Source organism: Labilithrix sp., from assembly GCA_019637155.1.
In the GTDB taxonomy this organism is placed as follows: Bacteria; Myxococcota_A; Polyangia; order Polyangiales; family Polyangiaceae; genus Labilithrix.
The window spans coordinates 171997-196807 of record JAHBWE010000002.1 but is presented as its reverse complement, the minus strand read 5'-3'; the positions used below and the strand labels follow the sequence as shown (position 1 = coordinate 196807).

The 24811-nt window shown below is 70.5% G+C and carries 18 protein-coding genes; 14 read left to right on the top strand and 4 right to left on the bottom strand.

Going from position 1 to position 24811, the window contains the following annotated elements; all coding sequences use genetic code 11:
* The first annotated feature begins 40 nt into the window (after positions 1-40).
* From KF837_04655 to KF837_04645, 3 genes are all read left to right on the top strand, one after another.
* The gene (locus KF837_04655) at positions 41-2011 is read left to right on the top strand and encodes a hypothetical protein (GenBank protein MBX3226576.1); all 1971 of its coding nucleotides are present in this window, start codon (positions 41-43) and stop codon (positions 2009-2011) included.
* A 13-nt stretch (positions 2012-2024) separates the two neighbouring features.
* Positions 2025-2825 (top strand): hypothetical protein, encoded by an 801-nt coding sequence (locus KF837_04650; GenBank protein MBX3226575.1) that lies wholly within the window; start codon positions 2025-2027, stop codon positions 2823-2825.
* 453 nt (positions 2826-3278) lie between these two features.
* The gene (locus tag KF837_04645) at positions 3279-4472 is read left to right on the top strand and encodes a hypothetical protein (GenBank protein ID MBX3226574.1); all 1194 of its coding nucleotides are present in this window, start codon (positions 3279-3281) and stop codon (positions 4470-4472) included.
* Positions 4473-4505: 33 nt separating this feature from the next.
* Here the strand turns inward: KF837_04645 and hrpA are convergent, their stop codons facing one another.
* On the bottom strand, positions 4506-8153 hold the full coding sequence (gene hrpA, locus KF837_04640) for an ATP-dependent RNA helicase HrpA (protein MBX3226573.1): 3648 nt from the start codon (positions 8151-8153) through the stop codon (positions 4506-4508).
* A gap of 147 nt (positions 8154-8300) precedes the next feature.
* Between hrpA and KF837_04635 the strand changes: the two genes are divergently transcribed.
* The 3 genes from KF837_04635 (at position 8301) to KF837_04625 (ending at position 11580) form a co-directional block, all read left to right on the top strand.
* Positions 8301-8909 carry a hypothetical protein gene (locus KF837_04635; protein ID MBX3226572.1) on the top strand — a complete coding sequence of 203 codons (609 nt, stop codon included), beginning with the start codon at positions 8301-8303 and terminating at the stop codon, positions 8907-8909.
* A 19-nt stretch (positions 8910-8928) separates the two neighbouring features.
* Complete coding sequence (locus KF837_04630; protein ID MBX3226571.1) at positions 8929-9597, top strand: Uma2 family endonuclease; 669 nt, start codon at positions 8929-8931, stop codon at positions 9595-9597.
* A 288-nt stretch (positions 9598-9885) separates the two neighbouring features.
* A complete protein-coding gene (locus KF837_04625) occupies positions 9886-11580 on the top strand; it encodes a hypothetical protein (protein MBX3226570.1) in 1695 nt (564 codons plus the stop codon).
* Here KF837_04625 and KF837_04620 read toward each other — a convergent pair whose 3' ends face one another.
* The 3 genes from KF837_04620 to KF837_04610 are packed head-to-tail and all read right to left on the bottom strand — an operon-like array spanning position 11581 to position 14463.
* Positions 11581-12444, bottom strand: a complete 864-nt coding sequence (locus KF837_04620; GenBank protein MBX3226569.1) for a hypothetical protein — start codon at positions 12442-12444, stop codon at positions 11581-11583. It abuts the gene before it with no gap.
* Positions 12445-12489: 45 nt separating this feature from the next.
* Positions 12490-13164 (bottom strand): DUF2490 domain-containing protein, encoded by a 675-nt coding sequence (locus KF837_04615; protein ID MBX3226568.1) that lies wholly within the window; start codon positions 13162-13164, stop codon positions 12490-12492.
* A gap of 27 nt (positions 13165-13191) precedes the next feature.
* Entirely contained in the window at positions 13192-14463 is a 1272-nt protein-coding gene (locus KF837_04610; protein ID MBX3226567.1) for an SGNH/GDSL hydrolase family protein, read from the bottom strand.
* Between the two features lie 125 nt (positions 14464-14588).
* Here KF837_04610 and acs point away from each other — a divergent pair, with 125 nt between their 5' ends.
* From acs to KF837_04570, 8 genes are read left to right on the top strand one after another with little or no spacing between them, the layout of a single operon-like run.
* Positions 14589-16565, top strand: coding sequence for an acetate--CoA ligase (gene acs, locus KF837_04605; GenBank protein ID MBX3226566.1), 1977 nt, complete (start codon positions 14589-14591; stop codon positions 16563-16565).
* 14 nt (positions 16566-16579) lie between these two features.
* On the top strand, positions 16580-17329 hold the full coding sequence (locus tag KF837_04600; protein MBX3226565.1) for a hypothetical protein: 750 nt from the start codon (positions 16580-16582) through the stop codon (positions 17327-17329).
* A gap of 2 nt (positions 17330-17331) precedes the next feature.
* The gene (locus KF837_04595; protein ID MBX3226564.1) at positions 17332-18660 is read left to right on the top strand and encodes an NAD(P)-binding domain-containing protein; all 1329 of its coding nucleotides are present in this window, start codon (positions 17332-17334) and stop codon (positions 18658-18660) included.
* Positions 18661-19269, top strand: a complete 609-nt coding sequence (locus tag KF837_04590) for a hypothetical protein (protein ID MBX3226563.1) — start codon at positions 18661-18663, stop codon at positions 19267-19269.
* Positions 19270-19278: 9 nt separating this feature from the next.
* Entirely contained in the window at positions 19279-20157 is an 879-nt protein-coding gene (locus tag KF837_04585) for a hypothetical protein (protein MBX3226562.1), read from the top strand.
* Positions 20154-21989: a hypothetical protein gene (locus KF837_04580; GenBank protein ID MBX3226561.1), complete on the top strand. Its 1836-nt coding sequence runs from the start codon at positions 20154-20156 to the stop codon at positions 21987-21989. Before KF837_04585 ends, KF837_04580 begins: the two co-directional genes overlap by 4 nt.
* Positions 21986-23032 (top strand): hypothetical protein, encoded by a 1047-nt coding sequence (locus tag KF837_04575; protein ID MBX3226560.1) that lies wholly within the window; start codon positions 21986-21988, stop codon positions 23030-23032. Before KF837_04580 ends, KF837_04575 begins: the two co-directional genes overlap by 4 nt.
* Complete coding sequence (locus KF837_04570; protein MBX3226559.1) at positions 23029-24777, top strand: hypothetical protein; 1749 nt, start codon at positions 23029-23031, stop codon at positions 24775-24777. The genes KF837_04575 and KF837_04570 overlap by 4 nt, the downstream gene beginning before the upstream one ends.
* Positions 24778-24811: the final 34 nt, after the last annotated feature.

Sequence of the window (24811 nt, the reverse complement as noted above, 5' to 3'; positions counted from 1 at the left end):
CGCGCCTTCAGGCGGTTCGCACCTTGCAGCATACCCCGCCGTGGCTCGCTTCGGCTCCCTCCTTCTCGCGTCGACCCTCCTCGCCGGCGTGCTCGCCGCCTGCTCCGCGGCGACGGAAGAAGACACCGACGGCACCGACGACGCGGTCACGGCGGAGCGCTCCGTCTTCGACGAGACCCCGCTCGTCGCGAACGGCAAGGACGAGCCGATCGCGGTCCCGGCCGCGGGCACGCTCGTCACCGAGATCGCGCAGCCGGAGCTCCTCTTCCAGCTCGAGAAAGACGGCTTCCACTTCACCAACATGATGGATGGAGAGGGGCGTCTCGACAACGCGACGCTGCTCGGGAGCTCGGACTTCTACGCGAAGCTCGTCGCCTCGATCGGCGCGGACCTCGAGGGGCTCGCGCAGGCGAACAAGACGGCCACCGTGAAGGTCGAGTACGGCAAGGACCGCCTCTTCGACGCGGGCTGGCTCAAGTCCAAGAACGCCACCTTCGATCTCGTCAGCGTCGTCAACCGCATCGACCGGAAGGACTTCGCGCCCGACACCTGCGGCGAGACGCGCTTCGTCTATCGCCTCTCCTACGTGCGGACGATCCGCAACGCGCCGACGTTCTCGCGCCTGCCCTTCTTCTTCAACGTCGTGTTCGACAACCCCGGCGGCGACTGCGCCGCGCGCGCTCGCTCCTGGCAGGTCCCGGCCGGGCTCTCCCCCGACGCCTACACGAAGTGGCTCGAGGACGGCGCGCTCTCGCTCGCGGGGCTGAAGTTCAAGCAGATCGAGCTCAACGCGCAGGTGATGCGCACGCCCTCCGAGAGCAAGCGCGACATGGGCGGGCTCGCGTTCTACTTCTTGCGCGTCTACGACATGAAGGACGGCGCGCTCTCGGCGAAGCCGCTCGAGAACACGCCCGACGTCGCGAAGCTCGCCGCCGATCCGGCGCTGAAGGCCGAGCTCCTCGCGTGGATCAAGGACAACGTGAAGGGCATCGACGAGGGCACCGCGGTGATGCCGGCGAAGTTCGCCGCGACGCGCGCGCAGTCGTTCACCACCTTCGGCTCGACGCGCCTCGCGAACAAGCTGTTCAGCCAGCTCTTCACGCGCGCCGATCTGGAGGGCCTCGACTTCTCGGAGACGAAGCTCCTCGCGTCGCCGGAGTCGGTGCTCTTCCGCCTCGACGACATGACGTGCGCCGGCTGCCACCAGGGCCGCTCGGTCGCGGGCTTCCACCTCCTCGGCGCGGAGCGCGGCACGCGGACGAACCCGCTCAACGCGCTCCGCACCCACGCGTCGCCGCACTTCCTCGCGGAGCAGCCGCGGCGCGAGGCGTGGATCCGCGGCCTCCTCGAAGGCGCGGCCGATCCGCAGCGCGCGACGTCGTTCGATCCGCCGCCGGGCGTCCTCGCCCCGGCGGGCACGCACTGCGTGCTCCCGGCCGACGCGTCGAAGCTGAAGCAGACGTGGAGCTGCGCCGCCGGCCTCGAGTGCAAGCCGCTCGCGACGAACGCGAAGGCCGCGATCGAGCTCGGGCAGTGCCTCCCGAAGAGCGGCGGCTTCGCGGGCCTCCCGTGCATCGGCGGCGCGATGAGCGACGCGAGCGATCCGCACGCCGACAAGCTCGCGACGAAGAACCTCGGCTGCGGCGGCAGCTACTCGTGCCTCAAGCCGGAGGAAGGGACGCCCGGCGGCATGTGCGTCGCGCGCTGCAAGGGCAAGCTCGGCGAGATGGCGGGGGCGAACGAGATCTGCGCGTACGGCGGCGGCGCGAAGTTCGATCAGTGCGCGGCGAGCGGCAACTTCCAGGCGTGCATCGGCGGCGCGGTGCGCCCCGCGCCGCGGCAGGCGTGCGACGAGGACAACCCCTGCCGCGAGGACTACATGTGCCAGCGCCTCGAGCCGATCGAGGGCAAGGCGCCGATCTCGACGACGCCGGCGACGAAGGGCTTCTGCAACCCGACGTACTTCATCTTCCAGATGCGCGTCGACGGTCATCCGAAGCCGGAGGGCTGATAGGATCGCGGCGATGCGCTGGCTCGCGATCGCAGTGGCGGCAATCACGGCGGGCTGCTCGCTGCTCGTCTCGACGGACGGCCTGCGTGACGGCCCCGCCGCCGTGGGCCCGGAGGCCGGCGCGCTCGACATCGCCGACGTCCCGAGCCCCGAGGACGCCGGCGCCGACGACGCCACGCCGAGCGTGGAGGCGGGCGTCGACGCGGGACCGACGGAGCCGCCGGGGCTGATCGGCAAGTGGACCTTCGACGACGGCACCGCGAGCGACGCGAGCGAGAAGGGCCATCATGGCACGTTGACCGGCTCGGCGAAGGTCGGCGACACCGATCGCGGCAAGGCGCTCGTCCTCGACGGCGGCGGCGCGATGCGCGTGACGGCGCTCGACGGCGCGGCGTTCCCGCCCAGCGGCACGCTCTCGATCTGGTTCCGCTACGAGGAGATCGCGGTCGACGTCGAGCAGGTCCTCTTCGACGACTGGGACCGGAACCGCCACCACCTGATGCTCCGGCACGCGGACAACGACCCCGCGAACGAGATCCAACTCGCGCTCATGCCGCGGAGCGGCCCGTACGTCGCGGAGATCTACTTCGTGTTGAGCGAAAAGACCTGGCACCACCTCGTCATCACGTGGGACGCCGACGCAGGCCGCTTGTCGGCCTACCAGGGCGGGAAGATCAGTCGCGATCAGTACAAGGCCGCCTTCACGCCCCGCGAACAGCGCGTCCGCCTCGGCACCCGCCTCATCGGCGCGATCGACGACGTCCGCCTCTTCGACCGCCCACTCACCGACGAAGAGGCGCTGGCGCTCCCTTAGCGCGGGGGGACGGCGACCCCGAGCGCGATCCGTCGCGCGATGCTCGCGAGCACGTCGGGCTGCCGAAGCGGTCCGAACCGCTCTCGAAACGTGCTTAGTACACATCCAGCTCTTCCGCTGGACGCACGAGACGACGCGCGAGGAGCTCGTCGTGCAGGCGCCGGAGCTCTTCGGCGATCGCGTCGGGAACGTCGACCCGATTCGCGCTCTCTTCGAGGGGCGGACAGAGGCCACGCGGCCGTTCACCGTGGTGAGCGCCGCGTTGTCGAGAGGACCGCCCGCGGTCCGCAGGACGGCGACGGTGAGAGCGATGAAGCCGATGAAGCTCGGCAGCGACGCGGGAGTAGGCGTTCGGCCGCTGCGTTCACTGAACCGGCTGGCGACCGCAACATGTTCTTACGCCGAGAGGATCGCTTGGATGCTTCGCGGTCGGGCCGTGCGAGAATCGGCCGAATGCGACGTCTCCTGCTGGCCTGCGCCGTCGGGCTCTCGGCGTGCAAGCCGGGCGCGAGCACGAGCGCCGATGCGGGCTCGCCGATCGCGTCATCCGCATCATCCGTCGCTCCGCTCGCATCGACGGTCGATGCTGGTCGTCCGCGCCTCGCCGAGATCACGCTCGGCGGCGGTCACGGCTGCGGGCGCGCATCGAACGGCAACGTGCGCTGCTGGGGCGGGAACGCGTCCGGTGAGCTCGGCGACGGGACCAAGGAGCCGAGCCCCGCGCCCGTACCCGTGCTCGGTCTGCGCGACGCCGTCGAGCTCGCGGCGGGCTTCGCGTATACGTGCGCTCGCACGAAGGACGGCGCGGTGCGCTGCTGGGGCACGGGCAGCGCCGGCACGCTCGGCGACGGAACGACGACCGGCGAACGCCCCTCTCCCGGCCCGGTCAGCGGCGTGAGCGGCACGACCTCGCTCGCTGGCGGATGGGCGCACGTCTGCGCGGTCCAGAGCGAGAGCGACGTTCGGTGCTGGGGCTACAACAAGTCTGGTCAGCTCGGTGACGGCACGACCGAGCGCCGCTACGCACCGGTCGCGGTGAGCGGGCTCTCCGGTGTCGCCGCGCTCGCGCTCGGCGTCGAGCACTCGTGCGCGCGGACGACGGTCGGGACGGTGCTCTGCTGGGGCGGCAATGACGCGGGACAGCTCGGTGACGGAACGACGAAGAGTCGTCCCCTGCCGGAACCCGTGAAGGGGCTCGCGAACGTCGCCGAGCTCTCGGTCGGCGGCGCTCACAGCTGCGCGCGGACGAAGGACGGCGCCGTCTCGTGCTGGGGATCGAACCTGCTCGGTCAGCTCGGCGACGGAGGCACGACCAACGCGTATTCATGGAAGCGCGTCCCTGATCTCGCCGACGTCGTCGCGCTCTCCGCCGGTCAGAGCCATACATGCGCGATCACGAGGGACGGCGCGGTGTGGTGCTGGGGCGACAACACGCACGGGCAGCTCGGGCAGAAGTCGGCCTGCGATCGACCGGCGAAGCACCCGACGCGCGAAGGCCGTCCGTCGTTCTGCCCCGAGGCGAAGGCGGTACCGGACATCGCGAACGCGGAGCTGCTCGCCGCCGGCGCCGACGAGACATGCGCCGGCCTACGCGACGGCTCCGTGCGCTGCTGGGGCGTGAACGGCAACCGAACAGTTGCTCGTTAGCCCGCGCCGGAGCTCCTCCCGAGAGACCGCAGGTCACCCCGCGCGCGAGGCAAGGGCCTCCTTCACCTTCGCGACGGAGACCGGTGACGGGGTCTTCAGCTCCGGCGCGAAGATGGCGACGCGGAGCTCCTCGAACATCCAGCGGAGGTCCGGCTGCGTGGCGCGGTCCTTTCGCGCGAGGAAGGTGGTCCAGAGCGGGGCGAACGGGGCGTGTTTGTCGGCGTCCTTGCGCGGGTCGGCGATCGCGCGCTGGAGGCGGGCGCGCGCGGCCTTCAGGTAGCGCGGGTAGTGACCGAGGCGCGGGATCGGCACGTGAAGGGCGAGGTCCGGCGGGAAGAGGTGCTCGAGCTGCTTCTCGATGTCGAGGAGCGCGAGGCGGCCGCTCGGGTGGCGCGACGCGCTGCGGATCGCCGCGAGCGTCTCGTTCAGCTCGGCGTGGATCGGCGCGAGCGCGTCGGTGAGCACCTTCGCCGCCGCCGCCAGGCGTGGAAGACCCTGCTTCAGGCGTGCGTCGAACGCAGCGGCCGTGCGCGGGATCGGGGTCGCGCCTTCGAGGTCGAACGCGAGATCGACGATGCGGCTCACGACGTGGGCGCGGAACGCGTCCGTCTCGGCGCGGTCGGGGCCGGCGCCGTTCGGGCGCGCGAACGCGGACGGGAGGCGCGGCGTCAGCTGCGAGAGCGTCTGGCGCGACGCGATCGCGAAGAGGCGGCGGAGGCCCGCGTGCGTCGCCTCCTCCGCCGCGGCGGACGACTCGAGGAGCTCGACGTCGACGGTCGCGCCCTTGTCGACGATCGCGGGGTAGCTGCGCACGTCGACGCCGCCGACGCGGCGCACCACGTACGGCTCGAGATCGCCGAACGTCCACGACGTGAAGCCGGTGCGCGGCTTCGCGGGCGCCGCCGCTTCGCGGAGCTCGGCGCGGGCCCGCGCGCCGTATTGCTTCACGAGCGCCCCCGCGTCGCGGCCGCGCGCGAGCTCCCTGCCCTGCGCGTCCACGACGCGGACGAAGAGGCGGAGATGACGCGCGACCGCGTCGGGGCGGAACGCGGAGGCGGGGACGCCCGCGAGCTCCGCGAGCGCGGGGAGCATGGGCCCCTCGAACGGCGTGAGCTTCGGCGCGATCGCGCGCGCGAGCGAGGGGATGTCGCCGCCGAGCGCGCGGCGCTCCGCCTTCGGCAGCTCGTAGAGGAGCGCCTCGATCTTCTCGCGGTGCCAGCCCGGGATCGTCCAATCGAGCTCGCCCGGATCGAGCTGCGGGACGAGCACGAGCGGCACCGTGAGGGTGACGCCGTCGTCGTCCGCGGCGGGATCGAACGTGTACGCGAGCGGGAGCTTCGTGCCGTGGAGCGTGAGCGTGTCGGGGTAGTCCGCGGGGACGAGGTCGGGCTGCGTGACGAGGACGTCCTCGAGCGAGAGCACGAGGAGCTGCTCGTCCTTCTTCTCCGCCTGCTCGCGCCACTCCTCGAACGTGCGGCCAAAGGCGACGGACTCCGGCACGCGCGCGTCGAAGAACGCGAAGAGCGCGTCGTCGTCGGCGAGCATGTCGCTCTTCCGCGCCTTGTCGCGGAGGCGCGCGAGCTCGAGCAGCAGCTCGCCGTTCTTCTGCGAGAAGGCGCCCTTCGTCTTGTACTCGCCGCGCACGAGCGCGTGGTCGATGAAGATGCGGCGCGCCTCGAGCGGCGCGACGGAGGCGTAGTCGACGGTGCGGTCCTTCGCGACGGTGAGGCCGAAGAGCGTCGCGTGCTCCTTCACGACCGCGCGCGCGGACTTCTCCGACCAGTGCGGATCGGAGTAGCTGCGCTTCAGGAGATGCGGGGCGGCGTCGGCGAGCCAGTGCGGATCGATCCGCGCGACCATGCGCGCGAAGAGCTGCGAGGTCTCGACCAGCTCGAACGCCATCACCCACGCGGGCGGCTTCTTCGCGAGCGCGGACGACGGGTGGATCGCGAAGCGCGTCTGCTTCGCCCCCACGTACATGCGGGCCTCCTGGCTCCACTGCCCGATCTTGGAGAGGAGGCCGGTGAGCAGCGCGCGGTGGAGCGCGTCCTCGTCGCCGCCGCGCTTCGCTTCGCCGATCTTCAGCTCGCGCGTGATCTCCTCGAGCTGGCGATGGATCTCGGTCCACTCGCGGACGCGCAGGTACGAGAGGAAGCCCTCCTTGCAGACGCGGCGCAGGTTGCCGCGCCCCTTCTTCTCCGCGTCGCGGACGAAGTCCCAGAGCCGGAGCAGCGCGGCGAAGTCGGACTTGTCGTCCTTGAAGCGGCGGTGCGCGTCGTCGGCCTTCTGCTGCTGCTCGCGCGGGCGCTCGCGCGGGTCCTGCACGTTCAGCGCGGCGGCGACGACGAGGACCTCGCGCAGCACGCCGAGCTCCGCGCCGGCGAAGATCATGCGGCCGATGCGCGGGTCGACCGGGAAGCGCGCGAGGCGGCGGCCGAGCGGCGTGAGCTCGCGCGCGTCGTCGAGCGCGCCGAGCTCCTCGAGCACGCGGTAGCCCTCCTGGATCGCGCGCGACGACGGTGGATCGAGGAACGGGAACCGATCGACCTCGCCGAGGCCGAGCGACTTCATGCGGAGGATGACGCCGGCGAGGCCGGTCCGCTTGATCTCGGGATCGGTGAAGGCCGATCGCGACGTGAAGCTCTGCTCGTCGTAGAGGCGGACGCAGATCCCGTCGCGCACGCGGCCGCAGCGGCCCTTCCGCTGCTCCGCGCTCGCCTGCGAGATCCCCTCGACGTGGAGGCGCGTCGTGCCGGAGCGCGGATCGTAGCGCGAGAGGCGCGCGAGGCCGGGGTCGACGACGTAGACGATGCCGGGGATCGTGACCGACGTCTCGGCGACGTTGGTCGCGAGGATCACGCGGCGCTCGGAGATCGTCTTCCAGACCTTCTGCTGCTCGCCGGCGGAGAGGCGCGCGTAGAGCGGCTGCACCACGGTGTGCTTGAGGCGCCGCGCGTTCAGCTCGTTCTCGCAGTCCTTGATCTCGCGCTCGCCGGGGAGGAACACGAGGATGTCGCCGCGCGGATCGAGCGAGGTGACGTTCTCGACCGCGCTCGCGACGGCGTCGACGAGGTCGGCGTCGCCCTCCGGCGGCTCGTAGAGGACCTCGACCGGGAACGTGCGGCCCTCGACCTGGATGACGGGCGCGCCGCCGAAGAGCTCGGAGAAGCGCTCCGTCTCGATCGTGGCGGAGCTGATGACGACCTTGAGGTCGGGGCGCTCGGGGAGGATGCGCTTCAGCCAGCCGAGGAGGAAATCGATCGTGAGGCTCCGCTCGTGCGCCTCGTCGATGACGAGGGTGTCGTAGCGCTGGAGGAGCGGGTCGCCCTCGATCTCGGCGAGGAGGATCCCGTCCGTCATGAACTTCACGTACGTGCGCGGGCTCGTCCGATCGTCGAAGCGGATCTGGTAGCCGACGTCGGAGCCGAGCGGCGACCCGAGCTCCTCGGCGACGCGCGCGGCGACGCTCGTGGCCGCGATGCGCCGCGGCTGCGTCACGCCGATCAGCTTCTCGAGCCCCCGCCCCATCGCGAGCGCGATCTTCGGGAGCTGCGTCGTCTTCCCCGACCCCGTCGCCCCCGCGACGATGACGACCTGGCTCGCGTCGATCGCCTTCGCGATGTCGGCGACCTTCGCCGTGATCGGCAGCTCGGGCGGAAACTCGATCGACACGGAGTCCACGCATAGCGCACGCGGCGGCCGACGAGCCCGTGGGGGTGGTAAAAGTCTGCCCCATCCGAGGGTTGGCAGCAGCACACTCCGTGCGAGAGTCTGCGCACTTATCCCACACTCACCTACGGCACCGCTATTGCAGAGGTCGCGGACATCATGCGTCCCACCCTCTTCTTTTCGGTCCTTGCTCTCATGGTCGCCGCGCCTGCGGCTCTCGTCGCCTGCAGTGGCGATCAGAAGGAGGAGACGTCCTCGTCGGAGAGCGAGATCAACCGCGGACGGCCCGCGCCCGAGGGCGGCGAAGAAGGTGACTACTGCTGGTCGGACGACGAGTGCGCCGACGGCCTCCTCTGCAAGAAGCGCCCGAGCGGTCCGCCTCCCGGCGCGGTCGGTCTCCCGATCCCGTCCGACGACGAGAGCGCGCGTGGACGTCCGAGCGGTCCGCCGCCCGGCGCGGTCGGCCTCCCGCTTCCGCCGAACACGTGCCAGGAGCCGGCGGAGGGCGAGAAGGGCAGCACGTGCTACTCGACCGACGACTGCAACGCGGGCCTCGAGTGCTCGTTCGACGACGGTCACGGCAGCTCCACCGGCGGCCCGCCGCCCGGCGCCGTCGGCCTCCCGATCCCCGCCGGCGAAGGGCACTCCTTCCCGCCCGGCGCCGTGGGCATGCCCGTCTTCCGCCAGGGCAAGTGCGCCGAGACGACCGGCTCGAGCTCGAGCGGCGGCCCCCCGCCCGGCGCCGTCGGCCTCCCGATCCTGCCCTGACGTAGACGCGGCGACGTCGATGCACGCGGAGGCCCTTCACTTTCCCGACAGCCTCCTCGTACCTGAGAACAAGCTCCATCTCGAGTTGCGCACCGCGCTCTATTTGATCCTCAAGCTCGCCTTCGCGAAGGCCCACTCCGTGGGGTGTGACCAGTTCGTGTACTGGGACCCGCGGAACCCCAAGCGATGCCTCGCGCCCGACGCGTTCCTGAAGCTCGACCAGCCCGATCAGCTCTTTCGGTCATGGAAGACGTGGGAACGCGGAGGGCCGCCGGAGGTGGCGGTCGAGGTCATCAGCGACGTCGACGATCCTTGGAACGAGAAGCTCGCGAAGTATCAGGAGCTCGGCGTCCGGGAGCTGGTGCGGTTCGATCCCGACCAGCCCGCCGGTAAGCGCTTCGCCGTGTGGAACCGCGTTCGAGGGAAGCTCGTTCCGCGGACCCTCAAGGGCGAGACGGCGCCGAGCAAGGTCCTCTCCGGCCTTCGCTGGGTGGTCGCTCCCATCCTCGGCGTCGGCGTGGGGCCTCGCCTTGCGCGCGAGGACGGCTCACTGCTCCCGACCGAGAGGGAGCTCGCGAAAGCGGCGACGGCCACCGCCGCCACCGCCAAGCGCAAAGCAGCGGCCGCCGAGCGCGAGCTCGCGCGTCTCCGCGCCGAGCTCGCCGCGCTGAAGAAAAAGAAGACCTGATGTCGCCGCCGCGAGCGGGGGCTGCGCTCGTTCTGGGACTGCTCGCGAGTTGCGGGGGATCGGCCACGAACGGATCGCGGTCCATCGAGCGTTGCGTTGATGGAGATGCTTCGCAGCCGAACCCATGGGACTGCGATGCGCTTGGTCGACGCCGAGATCGTCGGAGGGAGGTGCGTCACGATCGACGCCGAGTGCTCCGTCGTCACGTGTCCGGCGGGGACGATCTGTATCGGTCTCGCGTCCTCGCCTGGACAGGTCAGCTGCCAACGCAGGTAGACTCGTCACGACGTGCGGCTCACCTCGGTCCTCCTGACGCTCGGGATCGCGTTCGTGGCGCGGCCGGAGCGTTCGGTCGAGGTCGGCGACGACGCGCTGTTCATCGGTGACCCCGCGGCGCTCGTCGCGCTCGAGGCGCGCGGCCTCGACTTCATGCACGTCGTCGGCGAGGCCGCGCGCGCGGAGCTGCAGCGCACGATCGAGAAGGACATCGCCGAGCTGACCGCCAATCCACCGCCGAACGATCCGCGGCGCGCGTTCAGGGCGGAGTGGCTCGCCCGCGGCGCGTTCGAGCTCACCGGCGTCGTGAACCGGATCGATCGCCGGCGCTTCGAGCCGGCGGCGTGCGGCGAGGTGCGGCTCGTCTATCGCCTCGCGCTCACGAACGAAGGCCGCGCGACGACGCGCCTCCCGATGACGGTGAACGTCCGCGTCCCGCAGCCCCGCGATCGCGGCGAGCGCGACTGCAAGACGGTGGCGGAGCGCTGGCTCGCGCGTCCCGACGCCGCCGCCCTCGTCGCGGCGCTGCCGCCGCCGGCGCAGATCGAGATCAACTACCAGTCGACGCACACCCCCGCGTTCCGCACCGACATGGATGACAGCGCGGAGTACGTGATGCGCTCGTTCGTCGTGAGGAACGGCAGGCTCACGCCGGACGGTCTCTTCGACACGCCGCGGCCCGACGCCGATCCCGCCGCGCTCGTGCGCTGGATCGCGTCGCACCTCGAAGAGATCGACGCCGGCACGTTCACGCTGCCGCCGGAGCTCCTCGCCGAGCGTGTGGACACGGTCTCGCCGCGCGGCCTCGAGCGGACGCAGAACCGACCGTGGGCCTCGCTCGTCGACGCCGAGGCGCTCCGCGCGTTGCCGCTCGCGTCGCTGGCGCACGCGAAGACGCCCGAGCTCCTCCTGCGCCGGCTCGACGAGGCGACGTGCGCGGGGTGTCATCAGACACGCGGCGTCGCGGGCTTCCATCTCCTCGGCGAGGACCGCGGCACCTCGACCTTCAACGCGATCGCGCTCGGACCTTCACCTCACTTCGCGAAGGACCTCCGCTGGCGCCGCTCCGACCTCCTCCGCGCCGCGCGCGGCGAGCCGGTGGAGGCGCGCCCCTTCGCGTCGTTCCCGGACGGGAAGATCGACTCCGACTGCGGTCTCGCGCGCGGCTACGAGGCCTGGGGCTGCGAGCCCGGCCTCGTGTGTCGCGACGTGCATCACGGCGCGCTCGGCCTCTGCGCGCGCGCGGGGAGCACGCTGCCCGGCGCGACGTGCGAGGACGTGTCGTTCGTGCCCGACCCGCGCCCCGAGGGTCCCGTCGTCACCGCGAAGAAGCCCGACGCCGCGTGCCCCGCCCCGACCGGCGCGCAGAAGAGCGGCGCGTTCTGTGCCCCGAACTGGCTCGGCTTCACCGGCGGCATGTGCAGCGAGCGCTGCAAGAAGGTGGGCGAGCGCCGCGGCGACGCGATCTGCGCCGCGCTCCCCTCCGCCGGCTACGAGGCGGACTGCTTCTTCTCGAACGAGCCGATCGAGCGCTGCCTCTCCCGCCACCTCGTCACCGCGTGGGTGCAGACCTGCGACGCCGATCACCTCTGCCGCCCCGACTACGGGTGCGCGCGCGTCGCCGGCGCGCCGAAGGGCACCGGCGCGTGCGTCCCGCCCTACTTCATCTTCCAGGCGCGCGTCGACGGGCCGCGCCTCGATCGCTGATCACGGGCTCGCGGTGCAGGAACGGGAGCCGGCGTCGTCGGGCCGGCACGGCGCGTCCGGACAGCAGGGATCGTCCGTCTCCGCGTACCCCGCGCACGACCGTCCCGCGGGCTTGCACACCGGGACGCTGTAGTTCCCGACGCCGAGCACGCCGAGCTCGCTCCGCACGAAGACGGACGCCTGGAACGAGACGGTGTCCGCGAGGATCTCGAACGTCATGGTCTGTCCCCCCACCTCGAGCCCGCCGCCGCTGTTCTGCGTCCAGCGATACTCGGCGACGCGCCCGTGCGTGGACGTGTCGCGTGCAGTGAGCGTGACCTTCGTCTCTTCCGGCAGCGGCCCCGGCGGTCCGTCGATCGTGACGGTCGGCGGCGCGAGCACACACGCCGGCTCGAAGCTCGACCTCCCGGCCTTCGAGGTGACGCGGCACACGAACCCCGCCGGACAGCCCGCGGCCGCGTCGTCCGGATACGCGGCGGTGCACGGCGGCATGCACCGGTTGACGATCGACACGCCGGCGTCCGCCTCCGGCAGGAACCCCACTGGGACGCCGCACTCCCAATCAGGCGCGCAGGGACCACGGCAGACATACTTCTTCGTCCCGTCGAAGCCGGGTATTCCGATCACCTTGTTGACCGACTCGGTGCCGCACGAGCACGGCGGCCCGACGCACATCCCGTGGAAGCACGCCCCTCCGTCGCGGCACTCGGAGTCCTGCGCGCACGCCGTGCCGTCCTTCGCGTAGACCGCGGCGGGATCGATCGCGTCGTCGTCCCTGCGGTTCGTGCACTGGACCATGAGCGCGCCGAGCCCCACCGAGGCCAGGACAGCGAAGCTCCCCACGAGGCGAACGACGTTGGGCATGAATCCATCGTACGCCCGAAACGCCAAATTATCCGCTCCCGGATATCACCGCGGAGGAGGGTCGAGGAACAAGTAGAGGTTCAGGATGTGGTCGTGGGCCCAGTTGCCCATCGCGTCTTCGCGGCTGCGGATCATGTAGCCGACGTCGAGGCGGGTCGTGGTGTTCAGCATGCGGGCGAGGCCGAACTGGAGGCGGTTCTGGTTCACGCCGAGGCCGGAGAGGTCCCACAGCACCTCGTTCCACGCGTACGGGATCCACTTCGCGCCGACGGGCGCGTAGTTGATGCGGAGCTGGTTTCGGTAGCGCCAGCGATGCTCGCTGTCGGTGCGCCACCGCGACTCGAAGCGGCTGCGATCGTTGAACGTGAAGTCGCCGATGCGGCCGAACAGGTTCGGCTCGAGCTCCGTGCGCGCCTCCGTCTGGTGCACGCCGTCCTTGACGCGGTCGGCGTAGACCGTGCCCTGCGTCGCGACGAAGAGCCAGTCCGTGACGAAGAAGAGCGGGCCCGTCCGGAGGAACGCCTGGTTCAGCCCCTCGGAGCGCTTGTTGACGCGGAAGTCGCCGACGAAGCGCCAGTCGATGCGCGGGAAGGTCGGCCTCTCGGCGCGAAGGACCGGGACGCGGTTCTCGACCCAGACCCAGAGCTCGCCGTCGGCGCGGGCGGGACGTGGGACGGCGAGCAGAGACGAGCAGACAAGCACAGCAATGCGGCGGCGCATCGAAACGCGCCACCCTACCTCATGCCGTCACGGGAGCGCTTCGTCGAAGTGCACGCACCAGTTCCAGAGCGGGTTGCCGCCCGTGCGCGACTGCGTCGGATCCGAGTCGCGGAGGTTGCCGCGCGGTCCCGTCACCGGCCCCGCCGAGACCCCGAGCGCGCTCGCGGTGTACGCGTAGCGGAGGCGGCGGTTTCCGCCGGTGGGCTCGCTCGCGAGCGTGAGCTCCACCGTGTCGGGCCCCGTCACGCGCACGGACTGGATCGCGGGCGCGGGCGGACCGTCTTGCGCGATCTCGAAGCCGAAGGCGCCCGGGTTCTTCACCGCGCTCTCGTCGAGGACGAGCGGCGGGACAGGTACGACGAATTTCACTGTAATGACGTTACCGCTCCTCGTGACCGCGCTCGGGCGGAGCGGCTCCCAGCGCTGCCCCTCGAGCACGATCTTGCGATAGGCCTTCGCGTACTCCTCCCCCATGCGGCGGTAGCCGTCGTTCGTGAGGTGCACGCCGTCGACCGCGTACGACAGCTGGTACTTCGGACCGACGAGCACCGTCTTGCCGCCGCTCTCCACGTGCTCCGCGAGCTGCGCGATCGGGATCCGGCTCGTGAGGTTCGTCTTCACGAACGACGAGAGCTGCGAGTGAAGGAGCGGGATCGGCTCGCTCTGCCCCGTCACCGCGCGGATGTCCGCCTCGTAGTCGGCCTGCCAATGCCGGATGTCGGCCTGGTAGTCGGGGTTGTGATCGTGATCGTCCGACTCGCCGTGCACGACCGTGACCGCGCGGACGACGTGGTCCTTGCCCATCGCGAGGGCGGCGTCGTGGCCCGCCTTCGCCTGCGCGAGGCCGCTCTGGTAGGGCGGCGTGCCCTTCTTCAGCTTCGCGTAGACATAGTGGCTCACGCCGTGGACGCTCATCAGGACGTCGTGGCGCTCGCCGCGATCGGCCGCCATCTTCGCGACGAGGTTCGCGAGGCCGGAGGACATCGTCTCCGTGTTCGGGTGGGCGGGGTTCGTCGCCTTCCCTTCGACGAGCGGGACGAGCTCGCGCGGAGGTGCGCCGCCCGCGATGACGCCCGACTTGAACATCAGGTTCGAGTACGGCTGGCTCGTCGAGATCGCGTCGCCCCCGTCGATGCCGACCGAGAGCGACTGCCCCGTGGAGAGGACCTGATTGATGTCGTGCTTCGTGACCGGCGCCGCCGCCACGCCGCCGCTCGACGAAGACGCGGGATCATCGTCGCCCGAGCCCTGGGGACCACAGTTCGCTACCGCGAGCAGCGTGACGAAGGAACACACCATGAAGCGAGGCTTGCCGAGCGCCATGCCGGGCCGAAAGCGCGAGCCGTGCCAGCGGCGTTCTGCGACAGCTCTCCGCTTCTTGGCGCCGCCCCGCCGCCGCGGTATGCGGGCCGGCGGAGCTTCCCATGACCGACAGCATCCAATCGCATCTCAAGGAAGATCGGCGGTTCCCGCCGTCGGCCGAGTTCTCGAAGACCGCCCGCGTCCAGTCGCACGCCGAGTACACGTCGATGTACCGGCGCTCGCTCGACGAACCTGAGGCATTCTGGCACGAGCACACCACTGACCTCGTCTTTCGCAAGGTCTGGTCCTCGTTCTCGGAGTGGAGCCTGCCGAAGGCGAAGTTCTTCGCCGGCGCGGAGCTCAACGTCACCGAGAGCTGCCTCGATCGCCACCTCGGGACCGACGTGCGCACGCGCGCCGCGATCGTCTTCGAGGGCGAGCCCGGCGACACGCGCACGCTCACGTACTTCGAGCTCCATCGCGAGGTCGTCCGCCTCGCCGCAGCGCTCGTCGACATGGGCGTGAAGCCCGGCGATCGCGTCGCGATCTACATGGGCATGGTGCCCGAGACGGCGATCGCGATGCTCGCCTGCGCGCGCCTCGGCGCCACGCACTCGGTCATCTTCGGCGGCTTCAGCTCGGACGCGCTGCGCGACCGCATCAACGACTGCGGTGCGAAGGTGCTCCTCACGCAGGACGGCGCCTGGCGCCGCGGCAACGTCGTCCCGCTCAAGAAGATGGTCGACGTCGCGCTCGAGCAGACGAAGACGATCGAGAAGACGATCGTCCTCCGCCGCGTCGGCGGCGAGCGCTGCCCCGTCGACATGAAGGAGGGCCGCGACGTCTGGTGGGAGGACCTCGAGAACCGCAAGCCCTCCGAGGCCGCGCTGAAGCTCGCGAAGCACCCCAGCGCCTTCGACGCCGAGCACCCGCTCTTCATCCTCTACACGTCGGGCTCGACCGGGAAGCCGAAGGGCGTCATGCACACGTCGGCGGGGTACCTCGCCGGCGCGCACGTCACGACGAAATACGTCTTCGACCTCAAGCCGGGCGATCTCTACTGGTGCACCGCCGACGTCGGCTGGGTCACCGGCCACAGCTACCTCGTGTACGGGCCGCTCTCGTGCGGCGCGAGCGTGATGATGTACGAAGGCGCGCCCAACGCGCCGGACTGGTCGCGCTTCTGGAGCATCATCGAGCGCCACGGCGTCACCATCCTCTACACCGCGCCGACGGCGATCCGCGCCTTCATCCGCGCCGGCGACGAGTGGCCCGCGAAGCACGACCTCTCGTCGCTCCGCCTCCTCGGCTCCGTCGGCGAGCCGATCAACCCCGAGGCGTGGATCTGGTACCACAAGACGATCGGCGGCGGCCGCTGCCCCATCGTCGACACGTGGTGGCAGACCGAGACCGGGTCGATCATGCTGACCACGCTCCCCGGCGCCTGCTACTCGAAGCCGGGATCGACCGGCCTCCCGATGTTCGGCGTCGACATCGCGGTCGTCAAAGACAACGGGGTCGAGTGCCAGGCGAACGAGGGCGGCAAGCTCGTCATCCGCCGGCCGTGGCCCTCGATGGCGCGCACGCTCTGGGGCGAGGACGAGCGCTACCACAAGACGTACTGGGACGTGCTCCCCGACGTGTACTTCACCGGCGACGGCGCGCGCCGCGACGAGGACGGCTACTTCTGGGTCGTCGGCCGCATCGACGACGTCCTCAACGTTGCAGGACACCGCATCGGCACGGCCGAGATCGAGAGCGCCCTCGTCAGCCACCCCGCCGTCGCCGAGGCGGCCGCGGTGGGCCGCCCCGACGAGCTCAAGGGCCAGGCCCTCGTCGTGTTCGTGACCCTGAAATCGGGGCATATCGCGAACAAGGACCTGAAATCGAAGCTCGCGGAGCACATCGACAAGGAGATCGGGAAATTCGCGCGGCCGGACGCGATCCGCTTCACGGACTCGCTTCCGAAGACGCGCTCCGGCAAGATCATGAGACGACTCCTGAAGGAGGTCGCGGCCGGCAACACGGAGACCAAGGGCGACACGTCGACGCTCGAGGACTTCAGCGTGCTCGCGAAGCTCCAGAAGGACGAGGACTGATCGCGCAGTGACCCATGAAGGACATCCAGGTTCGCCTCACCACGACGATCGCCGTCACGATCATCGCGTCCGCCGGCGCCTTCGCCGCGGGTCGCTCGACGAGCCCGGCAGCGGTCTCGACGACGACCGTGCACGCCGATCCGGCGCCGGTGAGCCCGCACGATCACGATCACGAGGACGAAGGTCAGGAGCTCCCGCCGAACCATCCGCCGGTCGGCGGCGGCATGGGCGGGAGCGACATGACCGGCGATCTTCCGCCCGGTCACCCCGAGGTCGCGCCCGGCAACTCGGGGCTCGGCGCGGGGCACGGCGATCACGGCAACCTCGCCGCGACCGGCCTCGCCTGGACGGTGCCGCCACGCTGGCAGCAAATGCCGAACACGAGCTCGATGCGCATCGCGACGTACCGCGTCCCGCGCGCGGAGGGCGACGCTGCGGACGCGGACGTCTCCGTCACCCAGGCCGGCGGCTCGCTCGACGCGAACATCGATCGCTGGATCGGTCAGTTCGGTCCCGAGGCGAAGGCGAAGGCGAAGCGCAGCACGAAGACGGTCGCGGGCCTGAAGGTGACCGTCGTCGAAGCGGAGGGGACCTACGGCGGCGGAATGGGAGGCGACAAGCCGCAGGAGAACGCGGCGCTGCTCGGCGCGATCGTCGAGACCCCGGACCAGCCGCACTTCTTCAAGATCACGGGGCCCAAGAAGACGGTGCAGTCCGCGCGCGCGGAGCTCGATTCCCTCCTCGACTCGGTGAAGCAGAAGTAGCCATGTCGACCTACGGCTGGATCGCGCTCGGCGTCGTCATCTCCTCCATCCTGTACTGGCTCTTCAGCCAGATCGGGAAGGGCACCGAGGAGAAGGCGATCGCCACGCTCGAGGACATGGCCGCGCTCGGCGAGATCGTCCCCGACACGATCCATCCGCGCATCGATCTCGATCGCTGCATCGGCTCCGGCGCCTGCGTCTTCGCCTGCCCGGAGAAGGACGTCCTCGCGGTGGTGCGCGGGCAAGCGGTGCTCGTCAACCCCCTCGCCTGCGTCGGTCACTCCGCCTGCGTCGACGCCTGTCCCGTCGACGCGGTCGCGATGGTCTTCGGCACCGCCAACAAGGGCGTCGAGCTCCCGAAGATCGACCAGAACTTCCAGACGACGCGCCCCGGCGTCTACATCGTCGGCGAGCTCGGCGGGATGGGGCTCATCCGCAACGCGGTGTCGCAAGGGCGGCAGGCGGCGGACCACGTCATCAAGCAGAGCCAGCGGCGCGGCCGCGGCGACGCCTACGACGTCGCGGTCGTCGGCGCGGGTCCGGCCGGCATCAGCGCGACGCTCCGGTTCCTCGAGGCCAACCTCAAGGTCATCATGCTCGAGCGCGAGCAGTTCGGCGGCACGATCATGCACTACCCGCGCGCCAAGGTCGTCATGACCGGCGCGCTCGACTTCGCGATCGTCGGCAAGGTGAAGGCCGCGAAGATGAGCAAGGAGGAGCTCGTCGAGCTGTGGGAGCGCATCATGCGCGAGGTGAAGCTGCCGGTGCAGGTCGGCACCCTCGTCGAGGGCGTCGAGGCCGATCCCGACGGCATGTGGCGCCTCAAGACGAGCACCGGCCCGATCCGCGCCGCGAACGTGTTCCTCGGCCTCGGCCGCCGCGGCTCTCCGCGCAAGCTCGAGGTCCCGGGCGAGGAGACGCCGAAGGTCCACTACCGCCTCCTCGAGCCGCGCGAGTTCGCGGGCAAACACGTCCTCGTCGTCGGCGGCGGAAACTCCGCCGTCGAGAGCGCGCTCTCCCTCGCCGACGCGCGCTGCTGCGCGTCGGTGTCGATCAGCTACCGCAAGGGCGCCTTCGCGCGCTGCCGCGCCGACAACCGCCGCCGCATCGATCAGGCGATCGGTCAGGGCGTCGTGCAGGCGCTCATGCCGAGCGAGATCGCGCGCATCGAGGACGACGCGGTCTTCCTCAAGACCGATCGTCCCGGCGAGGAGATCCGCCTCCAGAACGACTCCGTCATCGTGCAGATCGGCGGCACCGCCCCCGCCGAGCTCCTCGCGAAGTTCGGCGTCGAGGTGGTGAAGAAGTTCGGCGAGGCCTGGAGGACCTGAATGACGAACCGAATCCTGGTCGTCTTCATCGGCCTCGCGTTCCTCGTCGCCGTCTTCGGCGGCGGGCCCGCCGCGTGCGGCTCCGAGCCCGACGTCCACGAGACCAAGCTCGCGCTCGAGAACGACTGCATCGTCTGCCACAAGGCGGCCTACGTCGCGGCGCTGAGCCCGCGGCACGAAGGATCGATCCCCGACACGTGCGACGACTGCCACAGCACCGAGCTCTGGTCGCCGCTCTCGAAGCAGGCCGACGCGAAGACGATCCACGCGCTCGAGATCGTCACGTCGAACAAGGTCAAGTGCGAGGGCTGTCACAAGGACGACTACGACGCGACGACGAAGCCGAAGCACGAGGGCATGTTCCCGACCGACTGCGCGGACTGCCACAGCACCGAGACCTACAAGCCGCTCCCGAAGGACATCCACACGACGGCGTCGTTCGCGAAGATCAGCGCCGCCGCGGACTCCTGTTACACCTGCCACAAGGAGCAGTACGACAACAACCCCACCCACAAAGGCGATCAGAAGCCAAAGAATTGCGCGGTCGCGCCGGGTTGCCACAACGTCGGATCGCCCACGGTCAAGGCGTGGCTTCCCCTCAAGAGCTGAGGAGACGACGTGTCGGCGACTGCCCAGCCCGCAAAGAAGAAGACGCGCCTCGCGCCGTGGCTCACGCTCGGCGGCCTCGTCCTCCTCACGGTGTGGCTCTACCTCGAGGGCCGCGGCTACTACCTGCTCTCGACGCACGAGCGCTTCGATCACCCCGACTTCAAGACGCTGAAGCCGTCCGGGCTCCTCGGCCACGGCTACGGCATCGTCGGCACCGCGCTCATCATCGCGAACCTGCTCTACCTCGTGCGCCGTCGCTTCGCGAAGTTCAACTTCGGGCGCCTCAGCACCTGGCTCGACATGCACGTCCTCGCCGGCCTCGTCGGCGCGGTGCTCGTCGCGTTCCACTCCACCTTCCAGCTCCGCACGCCGATCGCGACGACGACCTCGATCAGCCTCGCCGTCCTCGTCGCGACCGGCGCGGTCGGCCTCTACATCTATCGCCTCGTCCCGAAGGCGGGCGGCATCGCGTTCCAGCAGCGCATCGGCGAGGTGGAGAAGGTGCTCCCCGACTTCTCGCGCGAGGTGCGCGAGGCGGTCGGCAAGGTGCCGTGCACGCGCCTGCCGCCGAGCGCGTCGCTCTTCCAGGCGCTCATCACGGTGCCGCGCTGGACGCAGGAGGCGAAGGCGCGCCGGCTCGTGGTCGAGCGCGCCGCCGCGCGCGATCCCGCGATCCAGATGCTCATCCAGATCGAGCGCGAGCGCGTCGTCGATCTCGTCGCGGAGCTCGGCGACCTCGCCGCGTCCGAGATCGACTCCAACGCCGGCGCGGCGCTGATGCGCTCGTGGCGCTCCGTGCACGGCTTCATGGCGATCCTGATGGTGCTCAGCGTCACCGTCCACATCTGGGTCGCGTGGGCCTACGGCTACCGCTGGATCTTCTCATGACGAGGGGGATCTTCCGTGTCCTCCTCGCGCTCGCGATCTTCTTCGTCACGAGCACCGCCTCGGCGCAGCTCCTCTCGCCGGGTCCGCTCTCGCGCGGGCACGCGCCGCTCGAAGGCGACCAGAACTGCACGCGCTGCCACTCGTCCGGCAAGCGCGTCGAGCAGTCGCTCTGCCTCACGTGCCACAACGACCTCGGTCAGAAGATCGCGGCCGGCGCCGGCCTCCACGGCCGCACCTACCGCGGGCGTCCGTGCGAGCAGTGCCACGTCGAGCACCACGGCGTGAACAACCGGCTCATCCGCTGGCCGGGCGGGAACCAGGCGCAGTTCAACCACGCCGAGGGCGGCTGGGCGTTCGGCGGCGCGCACAAGGCGGCGGCCTGCAACAAGTGCCACAACCGCGTGAACGGCCGCGGCGCACCGACGTTCCTCGGCCTCTCGCAGGCCTGCACCTCGTGCCACAAGGACTTCCACGAAGGGCGCTTCGGCACGAGCTGCGCCCAGTGCCACAACGAGACCGCGTGGCGCGACGCGAAGGTGCAATCGAACTTCAACCACGACCTCGCGCGCTTCAAGCTGCGCGGCGCGCACCAGCGGGTCTCCTGCGCGCAGTGCCACGGCGAGCCGCCGAAGTACGTCGGCCTCCGCTTCGGCGCGTGCACCGACTGCCACAAGGACTTCCACAAAGGCCGCCTCGGCCCGAACTGCACCGGCTGCCACAACGAGACCGCGTGGCGCCCCGCGATCCTCAAGCCCGGCACCCACCCCGGCGTCAGCCTCGGCAACGGTCACTCGTCGGTCGGCTGCAAGGGCTGCCACGATCGCGGCGTGCTCGCGTCGCCGTCGAAGGGCACCGAGTGCGTCTCGTGTCACAAGGCGGTCCACAAGGCGCCGTTCGGCAACGGCTGCGGGAGCTGCCACGCGAGCATCCTCTGGGTCGGGCTCCCCGCGTCGATCGGCTACAACTCGCATCCGCGCACGGCCTACCCGCTGACGGGCCGACACAACCAGGTCGAGTGCAGCGGCTGTCACAAGCCGAGCGTCCCGCGCGGGCAGCGCTACCGCGGCCTCAAGTTCGGTCGCTGCATGGACTGCCACGGCGACAAACACAGCGGCGAGTTCGCGAAGGGCGAGTTCGGCTCCGAGTGCAAGACGTGCCACGAGACGAAGGGCTTCCGGCCCACGCTCTTCGGCACCCAGCTCCATCAGAAGGCGTCGTTCCCGCTCGAGGGCAAACACGTCGCCGCGGCGTGCTCGGGCTGCCACCAGAACGCGCGCCCGCGCCTGAACCTCCGCGTCTCGAAGAAGGTGTGCGCGGACTGCCACGCCAACCCGCACGGCGATCAGTTCGCGACCGAGATGAAGGACGGCGGCTGCGCGCACTGCCACCAGCCGACGGGGTGGGACCAGACGAAGTTCGAGCACGCGATGTGGCCGCTCACCGGCGCGCACGCGAGCGCGCGCTGCGAGGGCTGCCACTCGCCGACGCCGGAGGACCGGAAGAGGGCGGCCGGACCTTCGTGGAAGGGCGCGCCGCGCGAGTGCGCCGGCTGCCACGACGACGTGCACGCCGGTCAGTTCCGCCAGAGCGAGCCGAAGGTCTCCGACTGCGCGACGTGCCACACGACCGCGACGTACAAGATCCCGAAGTTCGATCACGACAAGCTGACGCGCTACCCGCTCACGGGCGAGCACCAGCGGATCGGCTGCGAGCGCTGCCACTTCCCGACGAAGCTGAAGGACGGCACCGAGGCGGTGCGCTACCGCCTGCCGTCGACCGAGTGCGCCTTCTGCCACGCCGACCCGCACACGAAGAAGGTGGCGTCGCAATGACCCGCTTCTGGTCGCTCGTCCTCGCGGTCGCGATGCTCTTCGCGGGCAGCTACGCGTTCGCGCAGTCGAAGAGGAAGCCGAAGCCGAAGCCGCCTCCGACCGAGGAGCCGGAGGAGAAGAAGGAGGAGGAAGAGGAGGAGCCCAAGAAGGAAGAGAAGAGCGAGGACAAGTCCGACGAGAAGAAGGACGAGGAGGAGCCCAAGAAGCCGGAGCCGAAGGCGGCGGAGGGCGATCAGCCGTCGATCACGGCGACGATCCCCTGCTCCGCGTGCCACACGACGTCGGGCTGGAAGGCGACCGACGCCGACAACACCGGGAGCGACGGCGCGCCGAAGTTCGATCACTCGAAGACGGGCTTCCCCCTCACCGGCCAGCACGTGAAGACGGCGTGCGTCGGCTGCCACGACGGCAAGCGCACGGTGAAGCGCGCGTGCAGCTCGTGCCACAACGACGCCCACCGCGCGCGGCTCGGCATGGTCTGCGAGCGCTGCCACACGCCGGCGGACTGGCGGAACACGCGCTCGCTCGACATGCATCGCCTCACCCGCTTCCCGCTCACGGGCATGCACGTGCTGCGCGACTGCACCGAGTGCCACCGCCGCGCGAGCGAGCATCAATGGACCGGCGTCCCGATCGAGTGCTTCGCGTGCCACGAGAAGGACTACCGCCGCTCCGACCTGCGCCCGATCCACAACGGCGCCGTCGCGGGTCAGAACGCGTTCCCGCGCGACTGCTCGATCTGCCATCGCGCGACCGCGTGGGCGCCGGCGCGCTTCGACTCGCAGTTCATCACCGACAGCTCGGCGATCCCGCTCAAGCAAGCCGCGCCGCCGACGCACGACATGAAGTTCCCGATCAACTTCGGCGTGCACCGCACCGCGAGCTGCGACGACTGCCACACGAACACGGCGACGCCGCGCGCGGTCCGCTGCACGAGCTGCCACGCGCACGAGCCGGTGCGCCTCGCGGCGCAGCACAAGAACAGCGTGTCGCCGCTCGCGAGCGCGTGCCTCTCCTGCCACCCGGGAGGCATCCGTCGATGAGGCGCGCTCTGGTCGCGGCGGCGGCGCTCCTGCTCTCGTCGATGGCGCTCGCGGCGTCGACGGCGTCGACGGCGCTCGCGGCGCCGCCGAAGAAGCCGGTGCCGAAGGGGACGCTCATCGACGTCACGGTCGCGGAGATCGCGGCCGGTCACGCGTACCTGAAGCCGGGGCTCGCGGGCGGGCTCCGTCGCGGCGCGAAGGTCCTCATCAACGACAAGATCTTCACCGTGACGCAGGCGACGTCGTCGTTCGCGATCGTGTCGCTCGGCGAGGAGACGTTGAAGGAGGGGGCGAAGGGCAAGGCGCTCGCGCCGGACGAGAAGGAGGAGGACGAGGCGAAGCTGAAGAAGCCACGCCCCGACAGCGCCTTCGAGGGCCAGTGGCCGGAGGCGGTGCCGCCGGCGCAGGGCAAGGCCGTTCGCTTCGTGCCGCTCGGCGACATGGACGCGAGCAAGAAGACCGACATCCGCATCACCGCGCTCGGCGGCGGCGTGTTCCCGCTCGCCGATCGCGGCGGGGCGGCGGCGCGCGCGGAGCTCAACGCGCGCGTGCGGGCGGAGCCGTTCACGGTGCCGCTCGCGTTCCTCCTCGACGCCTCGCTCCAGAACTGGTTCGGCCCCGGGATCGGCGCCCGCGCCGGCGCCCCCGCCCGCGCGCCGATCCTCCGCGCGCGCGAGCTCATGCTCGCGTACGGCTCGCAGCAGGGCTTCTCCGCCAACATCGGGCGCATGCGCTACGCGGCGGCGACGCTCGGCACGCTCGACGGCATCCGCCTCCGCTCCACCATCGGCGACAGCGGCTTCGCGGTCGCGGCCTTCGGCGGTCTCCTCCCCGACCCGCTCTCGTCGACGCCGTCGCTCGACGCGCAGCGCTTCGGCGTCGAGGCGAGCTACTCCGACGCGAGCTCGTCGCTTCATCCCGAGGCCGCGATCGTCCTCAACGGCTCGATGTTCGACGGCAGGATCGACGAGCGGCGCTTCGGCGGGCTCGTCGGCATCTACCCGGGCCATCACCGCGTCGGGGCGCACTTCGAGGTCGGCAGCTATCCCTCGGACAACCTGTTCGCGGCGCCGGGCATCGACCTCAACAACGCGGGCCTCGACGCCTCGCTCCTCCTCGGCGCGCTGCAGATCGGCGCGCGCGTCGACGTCCGCAAGCCGGAGCGCTCGCTCTGGCTCGCGTCCTACCTGCCGCTCTCTTTCTTCTGTCTCACCGCGCCGCCGGAGCCGGCGGACGCGGTCGTCGTCCCGGGCGAGCGCATCCCACCGGAGCTATGCGACGGCCGCACGCCGACCCGCGTCGAGGGCGCGCTCGACGCCACGGTCTCGCTCGACAACGTGATCATCGCCGCGGGCGCGACGACGGCGCGCGACGTCGTGGTCGGCGGTCTCCCCTCGATGATCGGCGGCTTCGCGAACGGCCGCGTGTACCGTCTCGCGAAGTACTTCCGCGCCGACGCAGGCGTGAGCTACTCGACGGCGTCGTACTTCAAGATGCTCGGCTTCACGGCGGGCCCGGGCGCGACCCTCCTCGCCGACATGCTCGACGTCGGCGCGTACTACCGCTTCGCGTCGGTGACCTACTCGGCCGGCGGCGCCTCCCCGACACAGAACGGCTTCGGCGCGGTGAGCACGTTCATCCCTTCCCGCATCTTCTCGATCTCCCTCCAAGCCGAAGCCATCCGCGGCACCGACGTCGACGCGCTCATCGCGTTCGTAAGCGCCATGTACCGCCCCGCCCTCTGACACGCCCACACGCGGGCGGGGTCGCGTTCCGCGG